General features: G+C 64.2%; 18 protein-coding genes and 1 pseudogene. 9 read left to right on the top strand and 10 right to left on the bottom strand.

Going from position 1 to position 21,367, the window contains the following annotated elements:
* Nucleotides 1-26: 26 nt before the first annotated feature.
* The 4 genes from CTA01S_RS07555 to CTA01S_RS07570 are packed head-to-tail and all read right to left on the bottom strand — an operon-like array spanning nucleotide 27 to nucleotide 4,543.
* Nucleotides 27-881 carry an alpha/beta fold hydrolase gene (locus CTA01S_RS07555; RefSeq protein ID WP_062193997.1) on the bottom strand — a complete coding sequence of 285 codons (855 nt, stop codon included), beginning with the start codon at nucleotides 879-881 and terminating at the stop codon, nucleotides 27-29.
* Nucleotides 878-2,458: a benzoate-CoA ligase family protein gene (locus CTA01S_RS07560; RefSeq protein ID WP_062193998.1), complete on the bottom strand. Its 1,581-nt coding sequence runs from the start codon at nucleotides 2,456-2,458 to the stop codon at nucleotides 878-880. The genes CTA01S_RS07555 and CTA01S_RS07560 overlap by 4 nt, the downstream gene beginning before the upstream one ends.
* A 40-nt stretch (nucleotides 2,459-2,498) precedes the next feature.
* Complete coding sequence (locus tag CTA01S_RS07565) at nucleotides 2,499-4,073, bottom strand: 3,4-dehydroadipyl-CoA semialdehyde dehydrogenase (RefSeq protein ID WP_062193999.1); 1,575 nt, start codon at nucleotides 4,071-4,073, stop codon at nucleotides 2,499-2,501.
* Nucleotides 4,070-4,543 carry a 4-hydroxylaminobenzoate lyase gene (locus tag CTA01S_RS07570; protein WP_062194003.1) on the bottom strand — a complete coding sequence of 158 codons (474 nt, stop codon included), beginning with the start codon at nucleotides 4,541-4,543 and terminating at the stop codon, nucleotides 4,070-4,072. Before CTA01S_RS07570 ends, CTA01S_RS07565 begins: the two co-directional genes overlap by 4 nt.
* A gap of 218 nt (nucleotides 4,544-4,761) precedes the next feature.
* Between CTA01S_RS07570 and CTA01S_RS07575 the strand changes: the two genes are divergently transcribed.
* The 4 genes from CTA01S_RS07575 to boxA all read left to right on the top strand — a co-directional run bounded on the left by CTA01S_RS07575 (nucleotide 4,762) and on the right by boxA (nucleotide 10,260).
* Complete coding sequence (locus CTA01S_RS07575; RefSeq protein ID WP_157451323.1) at nucleotides 4,762-5,667, top strand: helix-turn-helix transcriptional regulator; 906 nt, start codon at nucleotides 4,762-4,764, stop codon at nucleotides 5,665-5,667.
* Nucleotides 5,668-5,822: 155 nt separating this feature from the next.
* Complete coding sequence (gene boxC, locus CTA01S_RS07580; RefSeq protein ID WP_062194112.1) at nucleotides 5,823-7,481, top strand: 2,3-epoxybenzoyl-CoA dihydrolase; 1,659 nt, start codon at nucleotides 5,823-5,825, stop codon at nucleotides 7,479-7,481.
* A 54-nt stretch (nucleotides 7,482-7,535) separates the two neighbouring features.
* On the top strand, nucleotides 7,536-8,963 hold the full coding sequence (gene boxB / locus CTA01S_RS07585) for a benzoyl-CoA 2,3-epoxidase subunit BoxB (protein WP_062194006.1): 1,428 nt from the start codon (nucleotides 7,536-7,538) through the stop codon (nucleotides 8,961-8,963).
* A 19-nt stretch (nucleotides 8,964-8,982) separates the two neighbouring features.
* On the top strand, nucleotides 8,983-10,260 hold the full coding sequence (gene boxA, locus CTA01S_RS07590) for a benzoyl-CoA 2,3-epoxidase subunit BoxA (RefSeq protein WP_062194010.1): 1,278 nt from the start codon (nucleotides 8,983-8,985) through the stop codon (nucleotides 10,258-10,260).
* A gap of 115 nt (nucleotides 10,261-10,375) precedes the next feature.
* Here boxA and CTA01S_RS07595 read toward each other — a convergent pair whose 3' ends face one another.
* Together CTA01S_RS07595 and CTA01S_RS07600 are read right to left on the bottom strand one after the other, a co-directional pair.
* Nucleotides 10,376-10,726, bottom strand: a complete 351-nt coding sequence (locus CTA01S_RS07595; protein ID WP_019560025.1) for an HU family DNA-binding protein — start codon at nucleotides 10,724-10,726, stop codon at nucleotides 10,376-10,378.
* Between the two features lie 121 nt (nucleotides 10,727-10,847).
* Nucleotides 10,848-11,708 (bottom strand): HTD2 family dehydratase, encoded by an 861-nt coding sequence (locus tag CTA01S_RS07600; RefSeq protein WP_062194014.1) that lies wholly within the window; start codon nucleotides 11,706-11,708, stop codon nucleotides 10,848-10,850.
* Between the two features lie 231 nt (nucleotides 11,709-11,939).
* On the opposite strand from CTA01S_RS07600, the gene CTA01S_RS07605 reads away from it, so the two are divergent.
* The 4 genes and pseudogenes from CTA01S_RS07605 (at nucleotide 11,940) to greB (ending at nucleotide 16,171) form a co-directional block, all read left to right on the top strand.
* Complete coding sequence (locus tag CTA01S_RS07605; RefSeq protein ID WP_062194018.1) at nucleotides 11,940-13,604, top strand: long-chain fatty acid--CoA ligase; 1,665 nt, start codon at nucleotides 11,940-11,942, stop codon at nucleotides 13,602-13,604.
* A gap of 162 nt (nucleotides 13,605-13,766) precedes the next feature.
* Nucleotides 13,767-15,035: pseudogene (locus CTA01S_RS07610) on the top strand (3-hydroxyacyl-CoA dehydrogenase); the annotation flags it as partial.
* A gap of 313 nt (nucleotides 15,036-15,348) precedes the next feature.
* Nucleotides 15,349-15,561 carry a hypothetical protein gene (locus CTA01S_RS07615; RefSeq protein ID WP_019560029.1) on the top strand — a complete coding sequence of 71 codons (213 nt, stop codon included), beginning with the start codon at nucleotides 15,349-15,351 and terminating at the stop codon, nucleotides 15,559-15,561.
* Between the two features lie 25 nt (nucleotides 15,562-15,586).
* Entirely contained in the window at nucleotides 15,587-16,171 is a 585-nt protein-coding gene (gene greB / locus CTA01S_RS07620) for a transcription elongation factor GreB (RefSeq protein ID WP_019560030.1), read from the top strand.
* Here the strand turns inward: greB and CTA01S_RS07625 are convergent.
* From CTA01S_RS07625 to CTA01S_RS07640, 4 genes are all read right to left on the bottom strand, one after another.
* Entirely contained in the window at nucleotides 16,165-18,441 is a 2,277-nt protein-coding gene (locus tag CTA01S_RS07625) for a RelA/SpoT family protein (RefSeq protein ID WP_019560031.1), read from the bottom strand. The two genes, greB and CTA01S_RS07625, sit on opposite strands and share 7 nt — an antisense overlap.
* A gap of 128 nt (nucleotides 18,442-18,569) precedes the next feature.
* On the bottom strand, nucleotides 18,570-18,773 hold the full coding sequence (gene rpoZ, locus CTA01S_RS07630) for a DNA-directed RNA polymerase subunit omega (RefSeq protein ID WP_026330028.1): 204 nt from the start codon (nucleotides 18,771-18,773) through the stop codon (nucleotides 18,570-18,572).
* Nucleotides 18,774-18,809: 36 nt separating this feature from the next.
* Nucleotides 18,810-19,430 carry a guanylate kinase gene (gmk, locus tag CTA01S_RS07635; RefSeq protein ID WP_062194021.1) on the bottom strand — a complete coding sequence of 207 codons (621 nt, stop codon included), beginning with the start codon at nucleotides 19,428-19,430 and terminating at the stop codon, nucleotides 18,810-18,812.
* A 16-nt stretch (nucleotides 19,431-19,446) separates the two neighbouring features.
* A complete protein-coding gene (locus CTA01S_RS07640) occupies nucleotides 19,447-20,346 on the bottom strand; it encodes a YicC/YloC family endoribonuclease (RefSeq protein WP_305781978.1) in 900 nt (299 codons plus the stop codon).
* 43 nt (nucleotides 20,347-20,389) lie between these two features.
* Between CTA01S_RS07640 and CTA01S_RS07645 the strand changes: the two genes are divergently transcribed.
* Nucleotides 20,390-21,358, top strand: coding sequence for a serine/threonine protein kinase (locus CTA01S_RS07645; RefSeq protein ID WP_026330030.1), 969 nt, complete (start codon nucleotides 20,390-20,392; stop codon nucleotides 21,356-21,358).
* Nucleotides 21,359-21,367 lie beyond the last annotated feature (9 nt).

The raw sequence follows: 21,367 nt of genomic DNA on the forward strand, positions 1-21,367 counted from the left end.
GTCTCCTCTCAATGGTGGGGCTGGGATCAGGGGGTGAGTCGACCGGCGACCGGCCGTGCGCGGTGCCGGTGCATGAAATCGCATACCTTGCGGATCAGGGCGTCGGGCTGGTCGCGGTGTGGCGAGTGTCCGCAGTCGATCAATTCGAACAGTTCTGCTTGCGGGACGGACTGTGCGATGGCCTCGATTTGAGCCAGGGTACCGTATTCGTCTTCGCGGCCTTGTACAGCCAGCACAGGGCAGCCGATGGACTTCAGCAGGGGGCGGATGTCGAACTGGCGGAACGCTGGGTCGAGCCACACATCGTTCCAGCCCCAGAAGGCCGAGTCCGGATCGGCGTGATAGCGCGCGAGCTTGCTGCGCAAGTCGGTGGTGACGTAGCCGTCCTTGGCTTTTTCGATGCTGGAAATTGTCAAATCCTCGACAAAGGTGTGGGGAGCGGCCACGACCAGGCCGGCGACATGCTCCGGTCGGCTGGCCGCATAGATCAGCGCGATCGATCCGCCGTCGCTGTGGCCGTAGAACCAAGGGGGGGTGGCGGCGGTGTCCAAATCCAGGGTTTCGAAAAAGCGAGGCAGGAAGTCGCGCGCTTGCTGATGCATGAAATCGACCGGCCAGCGCTCGTGGCTGGCGCGCGGGCTGGACTGCCCGTAGCCCCAGCGCGACAGGACCAAGCCACGGCAGCCTGCTGCTTCGCACAAGGTGCGGGGGAAGTCCTTCCACATGGCTACCGAGCCCAAGCCTTCGTGCAAGAACACGAGCAAGGGCTGTTGGCGACGTTGAGGAGCGATCCAGACGTATTCGATGAGGTGCTCATGACCGCGCCAGCGCACGTTGGCGAATTGGGTGGCGCTTTGCGGTGCCAAGGGCCGTTCATTCATGCCGCCGCTCCCCGTGCCTCTCGTTCGCGCAGGCGGAATCGTTGGATCTTGCCGGTGGCCGTTTTGGGAAGCTCTTCGACGAACTCGATCGCTCTAGGGTACTTGTGCGGAGCGAGCCGATCTTTGACGAAGCTTTTGAGCTCGGCCTCGAGCGAAGACGCATCGGGCTTGCGATCGGGCTTGAGCACCACAAAAGCCTTGGTCTTGGTCAAGCCTTGCGCGTCGGTGATGCCGATCACCGCGGCTTCGAGCACGGCTGGATGCTGCACCAGTGTGGCTTCTACTTCGAAGGGGGACACATACTGGCCGCTGACCTTGAGCATGTCGTCACTGCGGCCTGCATAGGTGTAATAACCCTGGGCGTCTCGACTGTACTTGTCGCCGCTCTTGGTCCAGGCGCCTTGAAAGGTTTCGCGAGACTTCTCGCGGTTGTTCCAGTACATCAGCGCAGCGCTCGGGCCACGGATATAGAGGTCTCCGATCTGCCCGTCAGGCACTGGGCGGCCGTCCTCGCCACGCAACTCGATCTCATAACCTTCCACCGGCTTGCCCGTGGTGCCATAGCGCACGTCTCCGGGACGGTTTGACAGGAAGATGTGCAGCATCTCGGTCGAGCCGATGCCATCGATGATCTCGCAGCCGAAGTGGGCGGTGAAGCGCTCGCCGATGTCCTGCGGCAAGGCCTCGCCGGCCGATGAGCACAAACGCAGCGCGACCTGTGAGCGCGAAGGCAGTGCCGGCGAGGCCAGCATGCCGGCATAGCCAGTGGGGGCGCCGCAGAAGATCGTGGGACGGTGCTCGATCAGGCGCTTGAAGCATGCTTCGGGGGTGGGACGCTCGGCCATCAGGACGACGCTGGCCCCCACGCTCAAAGGGAAGCTCAGCGCATTGCCCAGCCCATAAGCGAAGAAAAGTTTGGCGGCGGAGAACACCGTATCTGATTCTTGCAGGCCCAGTACCGCACGTCCGTAGAGCTCAGCGGTCCAGTAGGGGTTGGCATGGGTGTGCACTGTGCCCTTAGGCCGTCCTGTCGATCCCGAGGAGTACAGCCAGAATGCCGGTTCGTCGGCCATCGTGGAAGCGGGGCGGGGGGCCGGTGCGTGGGCCTGCAGCAGTGTGCTCAGAGTAGGTAATCCCGCAAGCCGTTCGCCCGAGGGCTGGGAGACGATCACGTGCTGTACTTCATGCGCGGCCTGGTCCATGGCGGCCTGTAGCGCTGGCAGCAGCGCAGCCGATACGAGGGCCGCGCGGGCGCGGCTGTGGCCCAGCATGTAGGCATAGTCGTTGGCGGTGAGCAAGGTGTTGACGGCCACCGGCACGACTCCAGCATAAAGCGAGCCCAGAAAGCATACGGGCCAATCGATGTTGTCATGCATCAGCAGCAGCACACGTTCTTCGCGGCGCAGCCCCAGCGCTTGCAGGGCGGTGGCCATGCGGCGCACGCGGTCGGCGAGTTCGCTGTAGGTGATGCTGCCCTGGTCGTCGATGTAAGCGGTTTTGTCGCCGCGGCCTGCGTTGCGTTCGATGAGGTGCTGTGCAAAGTTGAAGGTTGGCGGTGGTGCGGGGGGCAGGGTCATGGCTCGTCTCCTCGATCGCTCTGTTCTGTGAAAGATGCGCTCAATCCACCGTCCAGGCAGTGCCTTGCGGCAGCACTTCGGCCAACACGCTGGGGGAGGCTTGGATGGCACTGCGGCGGTGGTAGAACCCCAAGGCCCTGAGGCCGCCGAGTTCTTCTCCACCACCGGCTCGGCCAGGGCCACCATGCAAGGACTGAGGCATCACATTGCCGTGGCCGCTGTGTGCGGCCGCCACGTCGGGCGAGACGACATGCACGCGACCGTGGCTGTCGGCCAGCGCCAGCGCCATGTCGGCCAGGGTCTGGGGCTGCGCGCCGTACAGTGAGGTCACCAGCGAGCCTTGACCGCGGTGCACCAGACTCAGAGCCTCGTCGAGTGAGCGATAGGGCATCAAAGTGGCCACGGGGCCGAAGACTTCGGTGTCGTGCACCCGGTGAGCGTCTTGCGGATGGCGTGTGGCCAGCAGGGTGGGGCCGATGCAGGAGGCTACTGCCGGGTCGGCATCGATCAGGGCATGGTCGTTGCCGTCGTGCAAGACTTCGGTCTGCGATTGCAGCGCAGCCAGGCCTTCTCGCACCGAGCCCAGCTGCTCACGGTTGACCAGGGCGCCCATGCGCACGGATTCATTGCGCGGGTTGCCCACCGAAACAAGCTCGAGCTGGGCCACGATGGCCTCGGCGGCCGCGTCGAAGCAAGCCTCTGGGACGAAGATGCGGCGGATCGCGGTGCACTTCTGGCCCGACTTCACTGTCATTTCGCGTACCACTTCGCTCACCAGCAGCTCGAAGGCCTGGGAATCGGGAGTGGCATCGGGCAATAAGATTGCCGAGTTCAGGCTGTCGGCTTCAATGTTGACGCGCACCGATGCTTGTGCGACGGCCGGATGGCTGCGGATGAGCGCGGCGGTCTGAGCCGAGCCGGTGAAGGACAGTACATCAAAGGGTTGCAACGTGTCGAGTAAACCGCGTGAGCTGCCGCACAGCACCGACAGCGCACCCGCAGGTAACACACCGGCGGCCACCACGTCGGCCACCATCCGTTGCGCAAGCCAGGCCGTGGCCGTGGCCGGCTTGACCACCACCGGCACACCGCTGAGCAAGGCCGGTGCTGCTTTTTCCCACAGCCCCCAGGCCGGGAAATTGAAAGCGTTGATGAACAAGGCCACGCCACGCGTCGGTGTGAGCACGTGCCGACTGGCGAAGGCTCCACCTCTGGCCAGGTTGCAGCCTGGCCCGTCCAGCAGCACACGCGCCTGTCCCAGCGACTGCCCCCAGCGGGCGTACTGACCGAGCGTGTAGATCGCGCCATCGATGTCAATGCTGCTGTCTTTGCGGGTGGTGCCTGAGTTGGCGATGGCGATCTCGAAATACGCCTCGCGATGGGCTTGCAGCACCTCGCCGACTCGGCTCAACAGGTCGGCGCGTTCGCGGTAGCTCAATGCGCGCAACGCAGGGCCGCCCACCTCTCTGGCATGGGCCAGGCCTTGTTCGAGATCCAATCCGTCGCTGGACACCCGGACGAGTTCCTGGCCCAGTACCGGGTCCATCAGCGGGATGCCAGGGCCGGTGCCGTACTGCCAGCGTCCGGCCCAGTAATTGGGCAGCAATGAGCTCATGATGCGGTGAATTCGATGCGCCCTTCGGGCAGCAGGTAAAGCACCAGGGCTCTCCCCTGGGTGACAGTGGGGCTGTGGGCACTGCCAGGGGGATAGACTTTCCAGCCCGCTCCCTGGCCATCGAAGCGTGCCGTGGGCGTCAGCGGCATCACCAGATCGATTTCGCCGTTGGGGTGGCGATGGTGCGGACCGATGCAATCGTCCATGTCCACCACGTCCACCGAAAAGCCGGCCGTCTCGGGGCCAGGTCGCACCACACGGCCATACCGCAGTCGTGGGACGTTCTCGGCCTGGTGTTTGCACAGCCAGCCTTCGGCCACGCCCAGGCGGCAGGCTTGACTCATTTCTAGGTACCAATCGCTGTGGATGCCGTAGGTCTCGTTCAACCAGTGCTGCAGGGGCGCGTCCAATGGGCGTTTTGCGAGGGCCTGCGTTATCGTTCGCACCAGTGCATCAAACGTGTCGCGCATGGATGGGTCTCCGTCGAGGTTCCCCAGCGTCCGCCAACCGGAGCTCCCGGCCTATGATCGGGCGCGCTTGTGGGCCTTGAATCTTGGACAGGTATGAAGTATCGTGCATGTGGTCCCAACAATACGCGCCTGGTTTGTGAGATGTCAAGCAAAATAATGCATGTTGGGGAAAATCCTGAGCACCACCACCCCTGCATGTGGAGGGACCGATCGTGGACATGAGCGACATGAGGGCGCAGGAGGGGCTGTCCAAAGAGCCCTTCTTGGTAGCCCTGGGGGAACGCATCCGTACCGTTCGGGCGCGACGGGGGTTGACGCGCAAGGCGACGGCGCAGGCCGCTGGTATTTCTGAACGTCACTTGGCCAATCTAGAACTGGGCACCGGCAATGCCTCGATCCTGATCCTGCAGCAAGTGGCGCAGGCTCTGCAGTGTCCCTTGGCCGAGCTGATCGGGGATGTCACGACCTCCACGCCGGAGTGGCTGCTCATTCGCGAGCTGCTGGAAGGTCGCTCGGAGGTCGAGCTGCATCGCGCCCGTCTCAAGCTCGCCGAGCTCTTCGGTTCGGGTGGGGATCGACGCTCCCGCCTGGCCCGCATCGCCCTCATCGGGCTGCGCGGGGCGGGCAAATCCACGCTGGGGAAGATGCTGGCCGAAGACCTGGGTTATCCCTTCGTCGAACTCAGCCGCGAAATCGAGAAGGTCGCCGGTTGTAGCATCGTCGAGATTCACTCTCTGTATGGCACCAATGCCTACCGGCGCTATGAGCGGCGTGCGCTGGAGGAGACGATCCAGATTTATCCCGAGGTGGTGATCGCCACCCCCGGGGGGCTGGTGTCCGAGCCCTCTACCTTCAACCTGCTGCTGACACACTGCTACACCATCTGGCTGCAAGCCGAGCCCGAAGACCACATGAAGCGCGTCGTCGCCCAGGGGGACTTCCGTCCCATGTCTGGCAGCAAGGAGGCGATGGACGACCTCAAGCGCATTCTGGCCGGGCGTGCGGCGTTCTACGCCAAAGCCGACCTCAGCTACAACACCAGCGGCCATTCGCTGGAGGCCAGCTTCGCCGGCTTGCGCACTGCCGTGCGCCATGCAGCTGGCTTGGTGGACTGGTCGGTCTGAGCGCCGGCGTCCCCCCGTCCTCATGGGCTGATGGAGTCGGCCCGTCTCCGGGTTTGTTCGGATGTGTTCGCCTTGACGCGGTGGATGACATGCACTATCGTGCAGTCATTGACTTTTTGCATGCACGTTGATGCATGTTTGGACAGGAGCCCGAGATGACCGACACCGCCCGCGTGGACTACCAGACCGATCCTTCCCGCTACAAGCATTGGAAGCTGAGCTTTGAGGGCGCCATCGCCACGTTGGCGATGGACGTGGCGGAGGAAGGGGGGCTGCGGCCCGGCTACAAGCTCAAGCTGAACTCTTATGACTTGGGCGTGGACATCGAGCTGCACGATGCGCTCAATCGCATCCGCTTCGAGCACCCCGAGGTGCGCGCCGTCATCATCACCAGCCTGAAGGAGCGCATCTTTTGCTCTGGTGCCAACATCTTCATGTTGGGTTTGTCCAGCCATGGATGGAAGGTGAACTTCTGCAAGTTCACCAACGAGACGCGCAATGGCATCGAGGATTCCAGCCGCCACAGTGGTTTGAAGTTCGTGGCCGCGATCAATGGAGCCTGTGCGGGTGGGGGCTATGAGCTGGCGCTGGCTTGCGACGACATCGTGCTGGTGGATGATCGTTCGTCCTCGGTGGCACTGCCTGAAGTGCCGCTGCTGGGCGTGCTGCCTGGAACGGGAGGTCTCACTCGATTGACCGACAAGCGTCGGGTGCGTCACGACTTGGCCGACATCTTTTGCACCACCACCGAAGGCGTGCGTGGCCAGCGCGCGGTGGATTGGCGTCTGGTGGACGCGATCGCCAAGCCGGCCCAGTTCGCACAAGTCGTGCACGAGCGGGCCCTCCGGCTGGCGGCGCTCAGCGATCGCCCTGCCGAAGCCGAGGGCGTGGCCTTGGTGCCATTGCAGCGCCGTTACGAGGCCGATGCGATTCGCTATTCATATGTGGACGTACAGATCGACCGATCTGGCCGCATCGCCACCTTCACCGTGAAAGCGCCTTCGACGCCGCCGCCCACCGACTTGGCTGGCATCAAAGCCGCGGGGGCGACCTGGTGGCCGATGCAGATGGCGCGCGAGCTGGACGATGCGATCTTGGAGATGCGCACCAACGAGCCGGACATTGGCACTTGGCTGCTCAAGACCGAGGGGGATGCTCAGGCCGTGCTGGCTTGCGATGCCGCCCTGCAGTCCCATCGCAACCATTGGTTCGTGCGAGAGGTGACAGGGCTGTTGCGCCGCACGTTGGCTCGACTGGACGTGTCTTCGCGCAGCTTGTTTGCGCTGATCGAACCCGGTTCATGTTTTGCGGGCACGCTGGCTGAGCTGGCTTTCGCTGCCGATCGCATCTACATGCTGGCCCTGCCTGAGGACCCTGCGCGAGCGCCGCGCCTGCACTTGAGCGAGCTCAACTTCGGCGCCTACCCCATGGTCAATGGCCAATCGCGGCTGGCACGCCGCTTCTATGAGGAGGACGCAGCGCTGGCCGCCAGCCGTGCTGCAATCGGCCAGGCGCTGGATGCTGGCCAGGCGCTGGCGCTGGGCTTGGTGACCTCGGCGCCGGACGATCTCGACTGGGATGACGAGGTTCGTCTGGCCATTGAAGAGCGTGTGGCGATGTCGCCCGATGCTCTCACCGGCATGGAGGCCAACCTGCGTTTTGCCGGCCGGGAAACGATGCAGACGCGCATCTTCGGCCGCCTCAGTGCATGGCAGAACTGGATCTTTCAACGCCCCAATGCTGTCGGCGAAAAGGGCGCGCTCAAGGTCTACGGCAAGGGTGACAAAGCGGTGTTCGATCTGAACCGCGTCTGAGCCTTGCTATTCCACTCATGTCCCCCGTTTGATTCCCCGATGCGGAGAGCTTGTATGACTGGCATCAACTACAGCGAAAAGATCCCCAACAACGTCAACTTGTCCGAAGATCGCACCTTGCAGCGTGCACTCGAGCAATGGCAACCCAATTTCCTGAGCTGGTGGGGCGATATGGGGCCCGTGGGCTCGCACAACTTCGACGTCTACCTGCGCACTGCAGTCAGTGTGGATCCGCAGGGCTGGGCGCAGTTCGGCTACGTGAAGATGCCAGATTACCGTTGGGGCATCTTCCTCAACCCCAAGGAAGAAGGACGCAAGATCCATTTTGGCGACCACCTGGGCGAGGATGCCTGGCAAGAGGTTCCCGGCGAACACCGGGCCAATTTGCGACGCATCATCGTCACACAGGGCGATACCGAACCCGCGTCGGTCGAGCAGCAGCGCCATTTGGGGTTGACGGCGCCATCGCTGTACGACCTGCGCAACCTCTTCCAGGTCAATGTGGAGGAGGGCCGTCATCTGTGGGCAATGGTCTACCTGCTGCACCGCTACTTTGGCCGCGATGGCCGCGAAGAGGCCGAAGCTCTGCTGGAGCGCCGCTCGGGCGACCAGGACAACCCGCGCATCCTGGGTGCTTTCAACGAAAAGACACCCGACTGGCTGAGCTTCTTCATGTTCACCTATTTCACGGATCGGGACGGCAAGTTTCAGTTGAGCGCATTGGCCGAGTCGGGCTTCGACCCGTTGGCGCGCACGACCCGCTTCATGCTCACGGAAGAGGCTCATCACATGTTCGTCGGTGAGTCCGGTGTGTCGCGGGTGATCCAGCGCACCTGTGAGGTCATGAATCAGCTCAAGACCGACGATCCAGCGCGGATTCGTGCTGCTGGCGTGATCGACCTACCCACGATCCAGCGTTACCTGAACTTCCATTACAGCGTCACGATCGACCTGTTCGGCGCGGACGAGTCCTCGAATGCCGCGACCTTCTACACCTCGGGCCTGAAGGGCCGCTACGAGGAGGGCAAGCGCACCGACGATCACCGTCTCAAGCACGACAGCTATCGGGTGCTGGAAGTGCGCGATGGGCAACTCGTCGAGAAAGAGGTGCCCATGCTCAACGCGCTCAACGAAGTCTTGCGAGACGATTACATCAAGGACTCGATGGCTGGCGTGTCACGCTGGAACAAGGTGATCGAGAAGGCAGGCCTGCCCTTCAGGCTGACGGTGCCGCACAAGGCGTTCAACAGGCAGATCGGATCTCTGTCGGGCGTGCGCGTGTCACCCGAAGGCCGCGTGGTCTCGCAGGCCGAATGGGATGCACGGAAGGATGAGTGGCTGGCCAACGACGACGACCGTGCCTTTGTGGCGTCGCTCATGGGGCGAGTGGTGGAGCCCGGAAAGTTCGCCAACTGGATTGCTCCGCCCGTGATGGGCATTAACCGCCAGCCCGTGGATTTCGAGTACGTCCGCTTCAACTGACGCGGCCCAAGGAACCACCATGGACATGGCTACGCAGACGGTCGTCATCAAGCAGCACCTGATCGACCCGGAGATCTGCATCCGCTGCAACACTTGCGAGGCAACCTGTCCGGTCGGCGCCATCACGCACGATGATCGAAACTATGTGGTGCGCGCCGATGTCTGCAATGCCTGCATGGCCTGTGTGCCGCCCTGCCCGACCGGTGCCATTGACAACTGGCGCACCATGCCCCGGGCGCTGGCCTATACCATCGAGGAGCAGTTCACCTGGGACGAACTGCCGCCGGAGCTCACGGAAGATCAACTGGGGGCTGCCGGGGTCGCGCGGCCCGACGATGTGGCACCTCTTCGCCTGGAGACGGCCTCGGCGTCAAGTGTGCTCGAGGGGGAGCTGCCCCTGAATGCAGCCACATACGGTTCGGTGGTGCCGCCTTGGTCGGCTGCTCATGCCTACACCAACCTCTATGGCCCAAAGAATCCCACCACGGCCATCGTGGCGGGCAATGTCCGTGTCAACGAAGCGGGCACGGAGAACGAGACCCATCACATCGTGCTGGATTTCGGAGCCATGCCGTTTCCAGTGTTGGAGGGGCAGTCCATCGGCATCATCCCGCCTGGGGTGGACGCCCAAGGCAAACCGCATCACGCACGCCAGTATTCCGTCGCCAGCCCTCGCAACGGAGAGCGCCCCGGATACAACAACGTGTCGATCACTGTCAAGCGGGTGACGATGGACCACCAAGGCCGGCCGGTCCGCGGTGTGGCGTCCAATTACCTGTGCGATTTGAAAGTCGGCGATACGGTGCAGGTGATCGGGCCTTTCGGGGCCAGTTTCCTGATGCCCAACCACCCGCGCTCGAACATCGTGATGATCTGCACTGGCACAGGCAGTGCACCCATGCGCGCGATGACCGAGTGGCGTCGTCGATTGCGTGCCAGCGGCAAGTTCGATGGCGGCAAGCTCATGCTGTTTTTCGGTGCGCGCACGAAAGAGGAACTGCCTTACTTCGGACCGCTGATGAAGCTGCCGAAGGATTTCATCGACGTCAACTTGGCATTCTCCCGCACGCCGGGCGCCCCGAAGCGCTATGTGCAGGATCTGATGCGCGAACGCGCGGTCGACTTGGCCGAGCTGCTGCGCAGCCCCGACACGTTCATCTATGTCTGCGGGCTCAAAAGCATGGAGGAAGGCGTACTGCTGGCCTTGCGCGACGTGGCCCTGCAGGCGGGTTTGTCTTGGGAGGCTTTGGGCTCGACCCTCAAGCGCGAGGGACGGCTTCATTTGGAAACCTACTGATCCTCCATGAGTGTGAACAACGCGCAGCGCCAGAGGCGCTGGCTGGGTCTGGGCGCAAAAAAGCCGGCAGGAGCCGGCTTTTCGAGGTCCTGTCGGGCCCGCAGGCCCGAGAACGTCACTTGCCCTTCTTGGCGGCCTTCGTGGGCGCAGCCTTCGCAGCCGTGGCCTTGGCGGCTTTGCGGGCCGCGGCCTTGGGGTCCACGGCGGCCTTGAAGCCGGCGCCCGGGGTGAACTTGGGCAGCTTGGCCGCAGCGATCTTGATCTTGTCGCCCGTGGCCGGGTTCACCCCATTGCGAGCGGCGCGGGCATGCTGCTTGAAGGAGCCGAAGCCCGGCAGGGTCACGGCACCGCCCTTCTTGACGGTGGTGACGATCGCATCGAGCAGGGTGTCCAGGATGCGGCCGGCTTCGGCCTTGGACAGATCGTGCTTGGAAGCCAGGTGTTCAACCAGTTCGGTCTTGTTCATGCGTTCAAAGTCAGAGTTCAAAGAATGGCCCGATCTGATCGGGTGGCGGGATTGTGCCGCATATGAAGGCCGTTTCTTCAGCGCAGGGCTCGCCAGCGAGAGCCATAGCCGCGGCCCGGGCTCAGGACACATGAGCCGCGGCCGTCATGGCCAAGGTGCCTTCATGATCGGTGGCCCACAGCCGCATGCTGCCCTCGATGGGCGGGGCGGCGTGCAGCGAAAACGGGTGGATGTCGAACAGCGGACGCAGGGCTCGAAAGCCGAACCGGCGCACATGGGCCGAAGGATGTTCGCGGCGCAGCAAGTCCAGCAGCAGCGTGGCAATGAGCGGGCCGTGCACGACCAAACCCGGATAGCCCTCGACCTCGGTGGCGTAAGCCCGGTCGTAATGGATGCGGTGCCCGTTGAAGGTCAGCGCCGAGTAGCGGAACAACAGCACGGAGTCGGGCCTGATCGTGCGGGAGTGGACCGCGTGGGGGGCGGCTTGCGTCGGCGCATTCCGGACTGCGGCGGCCTCCACCTCGGGTCTGGGCGCCTCGCGGTAAACGATGTCATGCTCTTCCTCCAGGGCCAGACGCCCGGCATGGTGGATCTCATGGCGCACGGTGACGAACACCAGCTCGCCCGAGCGGCCCCGTGTCGAGCGGATCGCCGTGATGCGCGAGAAGCGCTGCACCGGCTCGCCGATGCGAAGCGGCTCGACGAAATTCAAGCGCCCGCCGGCCCACATGCGCCGTGGCAAGGGCACCGGCGGCAGGAAGTCGCCACGTCTGGCGTGACCGTCTGGTCCCAGCTCGCTGTGCCGATGCAGGGGCAAGAAGTACAGCCAGTGCCACAGCGGCGGCAGCGCATCGCCGGGGCGGGGTGGGGGATCGTCCCGGTCCAGCGTGGCGGCCAGGGCGGCCACGGGGCCTGGGGTGAGGATGTCGTGCCGGTGCTCGGATCGACCGATCCACTCGGCATAGGGCGCATCCGCATGCATCGAAGCCTCCTCGTGCGAAGGAAACGTCGCGATTGTGAACCCAAGCGTGGGTGCGGATCGCAGGGCGGGACAGTGGACGCTGCGGTGTCGCCAAGGTGACGGGGTGCCTCGATGCATACCCTCATCTGGCAGGCTTTACCCGGCGGTACATGCTCACTACGATCGGGTGCGACCGTGCGGGCGCCTGCGGCGCGCCGCACCTTTCGATCCATCCACGGGAAGACATTCGTCATGTCCGATCGGCACTTCGCTTTTTGGCCCGAACACGCCACGCGACACCTGTACGTGCCGCAAACGCATCTGTATCGCAACGTCGAGGTGTCGGCGATGCGCTACCCCGACAAGCCGTTCCTGATCTTCTACGACACGCCACTGAGCTTTGCGCGTTTTCAGGACGAGACCGAGCGCATCGCGGGCTATTTGCAGCAGGTCTGCGGGGTGCGCAAAGGAGACCGGGTGCTGCTGGACCTGCAAAACAGCCCTCAGTTCATGCTGGCCTACTATGGCATTTTGCGTGCCGATGCGGTGGTCGTGCCGGTCAATCCGATGAACCTCACGGCCGAGCTGGAACACTACGCGCGCGACAGCGGCGCGCGCGTGGCCTTCGTGGCCCAGGATTTGTACGCACGCATGGCGCCTTTGCTGGGTGGTCTGCTCGATCACCTCATCGTGGCCACCTACAGTGACTACGCGACCGAGCCCACCGATCTGCCGGTGCCGGAGTTCGTGGCGGCCCCACGCATGACGTGGGCCACTGCCGGTGTCGTCGCATGGAACGAGGTGATCGCTGCAAATCTGCGTCCCGGTCCCATCCTCGCCGGCCCGGACGATCTGGCCGTGATGCCCTACACCTCCGGCACCACGGGGCGCCCCAAAGGCTGCATGCACACCCATCGCACCACCATGTACAACGTGGTGGCCGGCAGCATCTGGTGGAAGACCCATGCGGGGCAGGTGGGCATGGCCGTGCTGCCATTGTTCCATGTCACCGGCATGCAATCGGGCATGAATGGACCGCTGTACACCGGCAGCACCGTCGTGATCTTGCCGCGTTGGGATCGGGATGTTTGCGCTCTGTGTGTGCAGAAGTACGGTGTGTATGGTCTGGGCCTGATCACGGCGATGGCGATCGATTTCGTGACCAATCCGCGCCTGTCCGAGTACGACCTCAGCAGCCTGCGGCGTATCGCCGGTGGCGGAGCGGCCATGCCCAAGGCTGTGGCCCATGCACTCGAACACAAGCTGGGGCTGCGCTATGGCGAGGGCTATGGCATGACCGAGACCATGGCCGCCACGCACAGCAACCCGCCCGATGCCCCGAAGGCCCAGTGCCTGGGCGTACCGTTGTTCGATGTGGACGCGCGTGTGGTGGACCCGACGACCTGGCGCGAGCTGCCCCCTGGGGAGGTGGGTGAGATCGTCGTGCACGGGCCGCAGGTGATGCTGGGCTACTGGAACCAGCCCGAAGCCACCGCCGCAGCCTTCGTCGAGATCGATGGCAAGCGCTTCTTGCGCACCGGCGACCTGGGCACCACGGACGAGGACGGCTACTTCTTTTTCGTCGACCGGCTCAAGCGCATGATCAACGCCGCGGGCTTCAAGGTCTGGCCCGCGGAAGTGGAGTCCTTGCTGTACCAGCATCCGGCGGTCCAAGAGGCTTGCGTCATCGCCGCCATCGATCCGCGCCGTGGCGAGACCGTCAAGGCCCTGATCGTGTGCAAGCCTGAGGCGGCCGGCCAAGTGAGCGCACAACAAATCATCGACTGGTCGCACCAGCACATGGCCGCTTACAAGGTGCCGCGCATCGTGGAGTTCGTCGACAGCTTGCCCAAGTCGGGCACGGGCAAGGTGATGTGGCGCGAACTGCAAGAGCGCGAGCGCCACAGGGCGTCATGAGACCACCAGGACCGGTGCGATCGAGATCCGGTGCTGCGCCCAGACCCATCCCATGATCTTCAGCGAGTGTTCTCTTCCGTGGAGTTTTTGATGAGCAGTGTCAATTCTTCCCGTCCTCCCCAAGCCGAAGTAGCGGCCGAGGTGGCCGCCTTCATCGAGCACGCCCAGCGCCTGGCATCACAGATTCCCGGGGTGCCGGCCGACACGCCTCTGCGACCCATCCGCAAGGTGGGCGTGATCGGTGCCGGCACCATGGGCAGCGGCATCACGATGAACTTTCTCAATGTCGGTGTGCCCGTGGTGTTGCTGGAAATGAAACAAGAGGCGCTCGATCGCGGCTTGGCCACGATACGCCGCAACTACGAGAACTCGATGAAAAAAGGCAAGCTCACGGCCGACGAGGTCGAAGCGCGCATGGCCTTGATCCAGCCTTCGCTCGACCATGAGCCCTTGCGCCAAGTCGACCTCGTCATCGAAGCGGTGTTCGAGGACATGAGCGTCAAGGAAAAGGTCTTCAAGGCGCTCGATGAAGTCGTCCCGCCGGGCGCCATCTTGGCCTCGAACACCTCCTACCTCGACATCGACCGCATCGCCGGATTCACGAAGCGACCACAGGATGTGCTGGGCTTGCATTTCTTCAGCCCGGCCCATGTGATGCGCTTGCTCGAGGTGGTGCGCGGCGCCAAGACGGCGCCGGATGTGCTGGCCACCAGCATGGCGCTGGCCAAGACCATCGGTAAAGTGGCGGTGGTCTCGGGCGTATGCGACGGTTTCATCGGCAACCGCATGCTTGCCCGCTATGGGGCCGCCGCGCAGGGCCTGATCCATGCCGGGGCCTTGCCTCAGCAGGTCGATGCGGCTTTGCAGGCGTTCGGCATGGCCATGGGCCCGTTCCGCATGGGCGATCTGGCCGGCTTGGACATCGGCTGGGCCACGCGCAAGCGGCGCGCGGCCGAGGCCGGGGTGCCGATGCGACCGATCGTGGCCGACCTGCTGTGCGAGGCCGGCCGCTTCGGGCAAAAGACCGGCGCGGGCTGGTATCGCTATGAGCCTGGCAGCCGCGAGCCGTTGCCCGATCCTGTGACCGAGCAGCTCATTGCCGACTATCGAGCCGCCCACGGCATCACCCCGCGCGCCGTCAGCGACGAGGAGGTGGTGCAGCGTTGCATCTATGCCTTGGTCAACGAGGGGGCACGCATCCTGGAAGAGGGCATCGCAGCCCGTGCCTCGGACATCGACCTGGTCTACCTCTACGGCTATGGTTTTCCGAAGCATCGGGGCGGGCCGATGTTCTACGCCGACACGGTCGGTCTGGCCGAGGTGCTGCGCTGCTTGGAACGCTTTGCCGCCGAACCGGGGGCCGACCCGTCTTGGCAGCCAGCACCGTTGCTGCGCCGGCTGGTGAGCCAGGGGCGAGGTTTTCATCGCTGAGCCCTGCAGCGGTAGGGCAAGGCGAGGTACAATATTCGGTCGCTCGCAGAGCGCATCGTACCGCCTGCGCACAGCCAAAGGTGCTCCATGGGGCGCGGCCAAGAGCACCGCGGCATGGGCCCTGCGAACGAAGGCGTGACACGGCCCTGGCGCCGTGCTTTCCTGTCCTCGACCGGCTGCACTTGGCTTTACGCACCGCCCGCTGGCACGTCTGGCCTCTTCGAGGTCCAGGCGCTTCGGTTCTCTGGGGCGCGGCAGGCTGTGCGGCGTGGGCCGTGTTGCAGGACAGTTCCCTACCCGAAGGCTTCCAATCATGAGCAGCAAACCGGTCACCACCAAGATCAGGGAAGATGGGCTGCGCTACCGCTCCAAGGTGGGTGGCTCGCCCTTCGTGGGCAATGGCAACACCCGCTCGTGCTTCAAGTGTGGCAAGCATCGCACGCCCGACCAGCTCCAGCCCAAGCGCGTGCTGGGTCGCACCGAGATGGTGTGCAAGCCCTCCTGCAAGGATCTCGAAAAGTCCTGAGATCCTCCGTCGCCGTGGGGGTGAGATGAGCAAGGCTTTCACGAAGGAAACCGACGCCGACGGGGACGACGACGCGCCCGAGCAGGCGGCCCTGCCCAAGGGCGTGCGCAATTACATCACGCCCGAGGGCTACGCCCGCTTGCGCGCCGAGCTGGTGGCCTTGGTCAACGAGGAGCGGCCCAAGGTCGTCGAGGTGGTGTCCTGGGCGGCCTCCAACGGCGATCGTTCCGAGAATGGCGACTATCTCTATGGCAAGAAGCGGCTGCGCGAAATCGACCGCCGCATCCGCTATCTGACCAAACGCCTGGAGATCGCCGAGGTGGCCGATCCGTCCATCCACCATGGCAAGGACCAGATCTTCTTCGGCGCGACCGTCACCTATGCCAATGCGCGTGGGGAGGAGCGCACCGTCACGATCAAAGGGATCGATGAGGTCGATCCGCTACGAGGCGAGGTGAGCTGGATTTCACCGATCGCGCGGGCCTTGCTGCGCGCGCGCGAAGGCGACGAGGTGTCGCTGGTGACGCCCGGCGGCGTGGAACGCATCGAGATCTTGGCGGTGCGCTATCCCGCCCCGGCCGACTCAGGGCAGCCACGGCCAGGTCAGTGAGACTTGACCCGCGCCACCCGCAGCACCAGCGGTGAGCGCTTGAGCGTGCGCAGCACCTGGGCCAAGTGGATGCGGTCGCGCACCGACAGCAACAGCTTCAGTTCGGTGGTCGATTGGCCCGGGTCATGGCCCATGTCGATGTGGGTGATGTCGGCCTCGGCCTCGCTGACGGCCTGGGCCACCTTGGCCAGCACGCCTTTTTGGTTGAGCACCAGCAGCGTGACGGCCGTCTCGAAACTGCGTGTGAGCTCGTCGGCCCATTCCACGGCGATCCATCGTTCGCTGTCACGCTGGTACAGGCGTTTTCCGACTTGGCACTCGCCGGTGTGCACCACCAAGCCTTCGCCTCGGCCCAGGTAGCCGACGATGGCATCGCCCGGAATGGGGCGGCAGCAGGTGGCCATCTGCACCGTGCCGCCCTCGCTGCCGTCCAGGGTGATCATCGCCTGGGCCGGGGTGATGTCGTCGGTGAGATAGCGGCTCATCGACAGGGTCAGCGCATCGGGCTTGCTGCCTGCTTCGATCAGCAGTTTGGCCAAACGCTTGGCCACGATGGTGGCGATCTTGCGGCCCAGGCCGATGTCGATCAGCAGTTCTCGCTTGTTGCGGTTGCCGCTCCAGCGAATCAGCGACTGCCACAGCGCGGTGGCCGGGCCGTGGGTTTCGTCACCGGCGGGCATGTGCAGGCCTTCGCCACGCATGGCTTGCGCCAACAACTTCTCGCCCAGGTCCAGCGACTCCTCTTGCTTGAGATTCTTCAGGTAATGCCGGATCTTCGAGCGCGCCCGCCCGGTGCGCACGAAACTCAGCCAGGCCGGGTTGGGCCGCGCCACGGGCGCGGTGATGACCTCCACCACATCGCCGCTGCGCAGCTCGGTGCGCAGCGGCACTTGCTCGCCGTTGACCTTGGCCGCGACGATGTGATTGCCGATGTCGGAGTGGATCGCATAGGCGAAATCCACGGGCGTGGCGCCGCGAGGCAGCGCCAGGATCTTCGACTTGGGGGTGAAGACGTAGACCGCATCGGGAAAGAGGTCGACCTTGACGTGTTCCAGGAACTCTGCGGCATCTCGCGTCTCGTCCTGGATGTCCAGCAAGGATTGCAGCGACACCGTGCCCAGGCGTTGCGCCTCGCTGGCCCCGGCGGCATCACTGGACTTGTACAGCCAATGCGCGGCGATGCCTTTTTCGGCCACCATGTGCATGGCTTCGGTGCGGATCTGGAATTCCACCGCCGTGCCCAGCGGACTGACCAGCGTGGTGTGCAGCGACTGGTAGCCATTGGCTTTGGGGATGGCGATGTAGTCCTTGAAGCGCCCGGGCATGGGTTTGTAGAGCTGATGCAGCACACCCAGGGCCAGGTAGCACTCCGGCAGTGTATTGACCACGATGCGAAAGCCGAAGATGTCGTTCACCTGCGCAAAGCTCAGGTGTTTCTCCCGCATCTTGGTGTAGATGGAGTAAAGCGTTTTCTCGCGGCCGTAGATCTGGACCTTCAGCGAGGATTCGGCGAAGGCTTTCTCGACATCGGCCTGGATGCGGTTGACCAAGTCGCGCCGGTAGCCGCGGGCCCGTTGCACGGCTTTGCTCAGGGCTGCGTAGCGCCACGGCAGCAGGTGGGCGAACGACAGCTCCTGCAGCTCGCGATAGACCTGGTTGAGCCCCAGCCGGTGGGCGATGGGGGCATAGATGTCCAGGGTCTCGCGGGCGATGCGTTCGCGCTTGGCCGCTGGCATGGCCTGCATCGTGCGCATGTTGTGCAGCCGGTCAGCCAGCTTGATCAGCACGACGCGCACGTCGCGCGCCATGGCCAGCAGCATCTTGCGGAACGATTCCGCTTGGGATTCCTCTCGGGTGGAGAACTGCAGCTTGTCCAGCTTGGTCAGCCCGTCCACCAACTCGGCCGTGGTGGTGCCGAAGCGTTCGGCCAGCTCGACTTTGGTGGCTCCGCTGTCCTCCATCACATCGTGCATCAGCGCAGCCATGATGGCCTGGGCGTCGAGCTTCCACTCGCTGCACAGACCGGCCACCGCGATCGGGTGGGTGATATAGGGCTCGCCGCTGGCGCGGAACTGGCCGAGATGGGCCGCATCGGCGTACTTGTAGGCCTCGCGGATGCGCCGGATGTCGGCTTCGTCCAGATAGCTGAGCTTGTGCATCAGCGCCGCGAAAGAGGCCGCGGCCACATCGGCATGGGCTGGCGGCGCCGCCTCAGCGGGCGGCGGGTGCTTGTGCTCGGCAACGGCGGCAGAGGCAGATCGGGCGGCCATGGCGGGAATTTAACCCGGATTGTCCACCGCTGCCTGCCGAGGCTGGATCGTCCCGCGCCCGGGAAGGGATCGGGCGCGGCCTGCGGGGGGATTGGGGGTCGGCCGCGGGGCGGTGGTGGCAGCGCGGATCAGGTCGGGACTCGGCGCAGCATCTCCAGCCCCACCTCGCCGGCGGCGATTTCGCGCAGCGCGGTCACGCCAGGCTTGTTCTTGGATTCGATTTTGGGGGCATGGCCGTGGCTGAGCATGCGGGCTCGGTAGGTGGCCGCCAGCACGAGTTGGAAGCGGTTCGGGATCTTCTTCAGGCAGTCTTCGACGGTGATGCGGGCCATGGTCACTCCGAAGGGCGCGTCGCAGCGCGCCAGGGGTCAGCTCAGGTTGAGGGCCTCGAAGACGGCTTTCCGGGTGCGCCGCTGGGCGGCGTACTTGAGCCTCTGGGCGTGCACGATGGCTTTGAGGTCGAACAAAGCCGTCTCGAAGAGGGCATTGATTATAACGAAGTCGAAATGCCGAGCCTGGGCGACTTCCGTGCGGGCGTTGGCCATGCGGGTGGCGATCACGTCCTCGTCGTCTTCACCGCGGCGGCGCAGGCGTTGCAGCAACTCGTCCCAACTGGGCGGCAGGATGAAAATCAGCACGGCGTTGGGAAACAGTTGCTTGATTTGCAAGGCTCCTTGCCAGTCGATTTCCAGGATCACGTCGTCCCCGGCGGCCATGCGCGCCTCGATGGCTGCCCGTGAGGTGCCATACAGGTTGCCATGCACCTGGGCCCATTCGAAGAACTCGCCGCGCTCGATCATGGCGCGGAACTGCGCTTCGCTGACGAAGTGGTACTCGCGGCCGTCCACTTCCTGCCCCCGGGGTGCGCGGGTGGTGTGCGAAATCGAGACGTTGAGGCGGGAATCGAGCTCGAGCAATGCCTTGACCAGGCTGGACTTGCCCGCTCCACTGGGGGCTGCGACGACGAACAGATTGCCGGGGTAGTCCATCTCGGAGGGTCCTTTGTCACTCGATGTTTTGCACCTGCTCACGCATCTGCTCGATGAGCACCTTCATTTCCACCGAGATCTGCGTGAGCTCCAGGGCGGCGGACTTCGAGCCCAGGGTGTTGGCCTCGCGATGCAATTCCTGGATCAAAAAGTCCAGCCGTTTGCCGATTTCGCCGCCTTGGCCCAGCAGGCGTTCGATCTCGTCGAGGTGGGCGCACAGGCGCGAGAGCTCCTCGGCCACGTCGATGCGCAGGGCGTAGGCGGCGGCTTCGTTCAACGCGCGCTCGTGCAGCGCCTCGGCACTCATGCTCTGAGCAGCGCCGGCGGCTTCCAGGGCCTGCTGCCAGCGCTCCAGGAAGCGCTCTTGCTGGCGCTGCACCACCTGGGGCACCAGCGGAGCGGCCTGGGCGGCCAGCTCGCGCAACTTCAGGACGCGCTCCATCAAGACTTCCACCAGCCGCTGTCCCTCTCGGGCACGGGCTTCCTGCAGGGCCTCCAGGCATTCACGCGCAGCCGCCATGGCGGTGTCGTCCAATCGCTCCACCGCGCCGCCGCCTTTGCACCATTGCAAGGCTTCGTGCACGGACAGGGGCTGGGCGCGTGGCAGCCAGGTCTGCACGGCGGCTTCCAGCCGGGCCAGGCGGCTGAGCTGATCGGGCTGCGGCCGGGGCCAAGCGTCGTCGGCGTCGCGTTGGGTGTTCAGTCGCAGCTCGATCTTGCCGCGCCGCAGCTTGGAGGCGAGCAGCTCGCGCAAGGCCGGCTCCAGGGCGCGCAGCTCGTCGGGCAAGCGGAAGGTCAGGTCCAAAAATCGGCTGTTGACCGAGCGCAGTTCCACGTTCACGCTGGCGGCGCGCGAAGGGCTGCCGTCGGCCGTTGCGCCCGGGGCCCGCGAGGACGCGCTCGCATAGCCTGTCATGCTATAAACTGCCATCGCACCTATCGCATTGCAAAATTCGATTATGTCAAAGCCTAAACCCTCCCCGTTGCCGCCGGGCACCGTGGTCGGTGGTTACCAGGTCATCAAGAAATTGGCGGCCGGGGGCTTTGGTGTGGTTTATTTGGCCGAAGACCAAGACAAGCGCTTGGTGGCACTGAAGGAGTATCTGCCGTCCTCGCTGGCCGAGCGTGCCCCCGGCGAGTTGGCCCCCCGAGTCAAGCCCGAGAAACAGCCGCTGTACCGGCTGGGCCTGAAGAGTTTTTTCGAGGAGGGGCGTTCGCTGGCCCAGATTTCGCATCCCAGCGTGGTGTCGGTGCTCAACTTCTTCCGTGAGAACGAGACCGTCTACATGGTGATGAATTACTTGCAGGGCGATACCCTGCAAGACTTCATCGTCACGGCCCGCGAGCTCAAGCGCGACAAGGTCTTCCGAGAGTCCACGATCCGCTCTTTGTTCGATGAGATTTTGCGCGGCTTGCGCATCGTGCACCAGCACAAGATGTTGCACCTGGACATCAAGCCGGCCAACATCTTCATCACCAATGACAACAAAGCGGTGTTGCTGGACTTCGGTGCGGCGCGTGAGGTGCTGAGCAAGGAGGGCAACTTCATCCGGCCGATGTACACCCCGGGCTTTGCCGCGCCCGAGATGTACCGCCGCGACGGCACCTTGGGCCCGTGGACCGACATCTACGCCATCGGCGCCTGTATTTACGCTTGCATGCAGGGCTACCCCCCCAATGACGCACCGCAGCGTCTGGAGAAGGACCGTTTGGCCCTGTCGCTTTCGCGGCTGCGCAACATCTATTCGGACAATTTGATCGAAGTCACCGAATGGTGCATGGCGCTGGACCCGCTGTCGCGTCCTCAAAGCGTGTTCGCGCTGCAAAAGGAACTGGCGCGCGAAACCGAAAGACGCTACACCAAGCTGAGTTTCAGCGAGCGCCTGAAGTTGCAGCTCGAAAATCTCAAGGGCGGCAAGCCGGCCTGAGGGCGCGGC

This window comes from Caldimonas taiwanensis NBRC 104434 (genome assembly GCF_001592165.1).
Classification (GTDB): Bacteria; Pseudomonadota; Gammaproteobacteria; order Burkholderiales; family Burkholderiaceae_C; genus Caldimonas; species Caldimonas manganoxidans.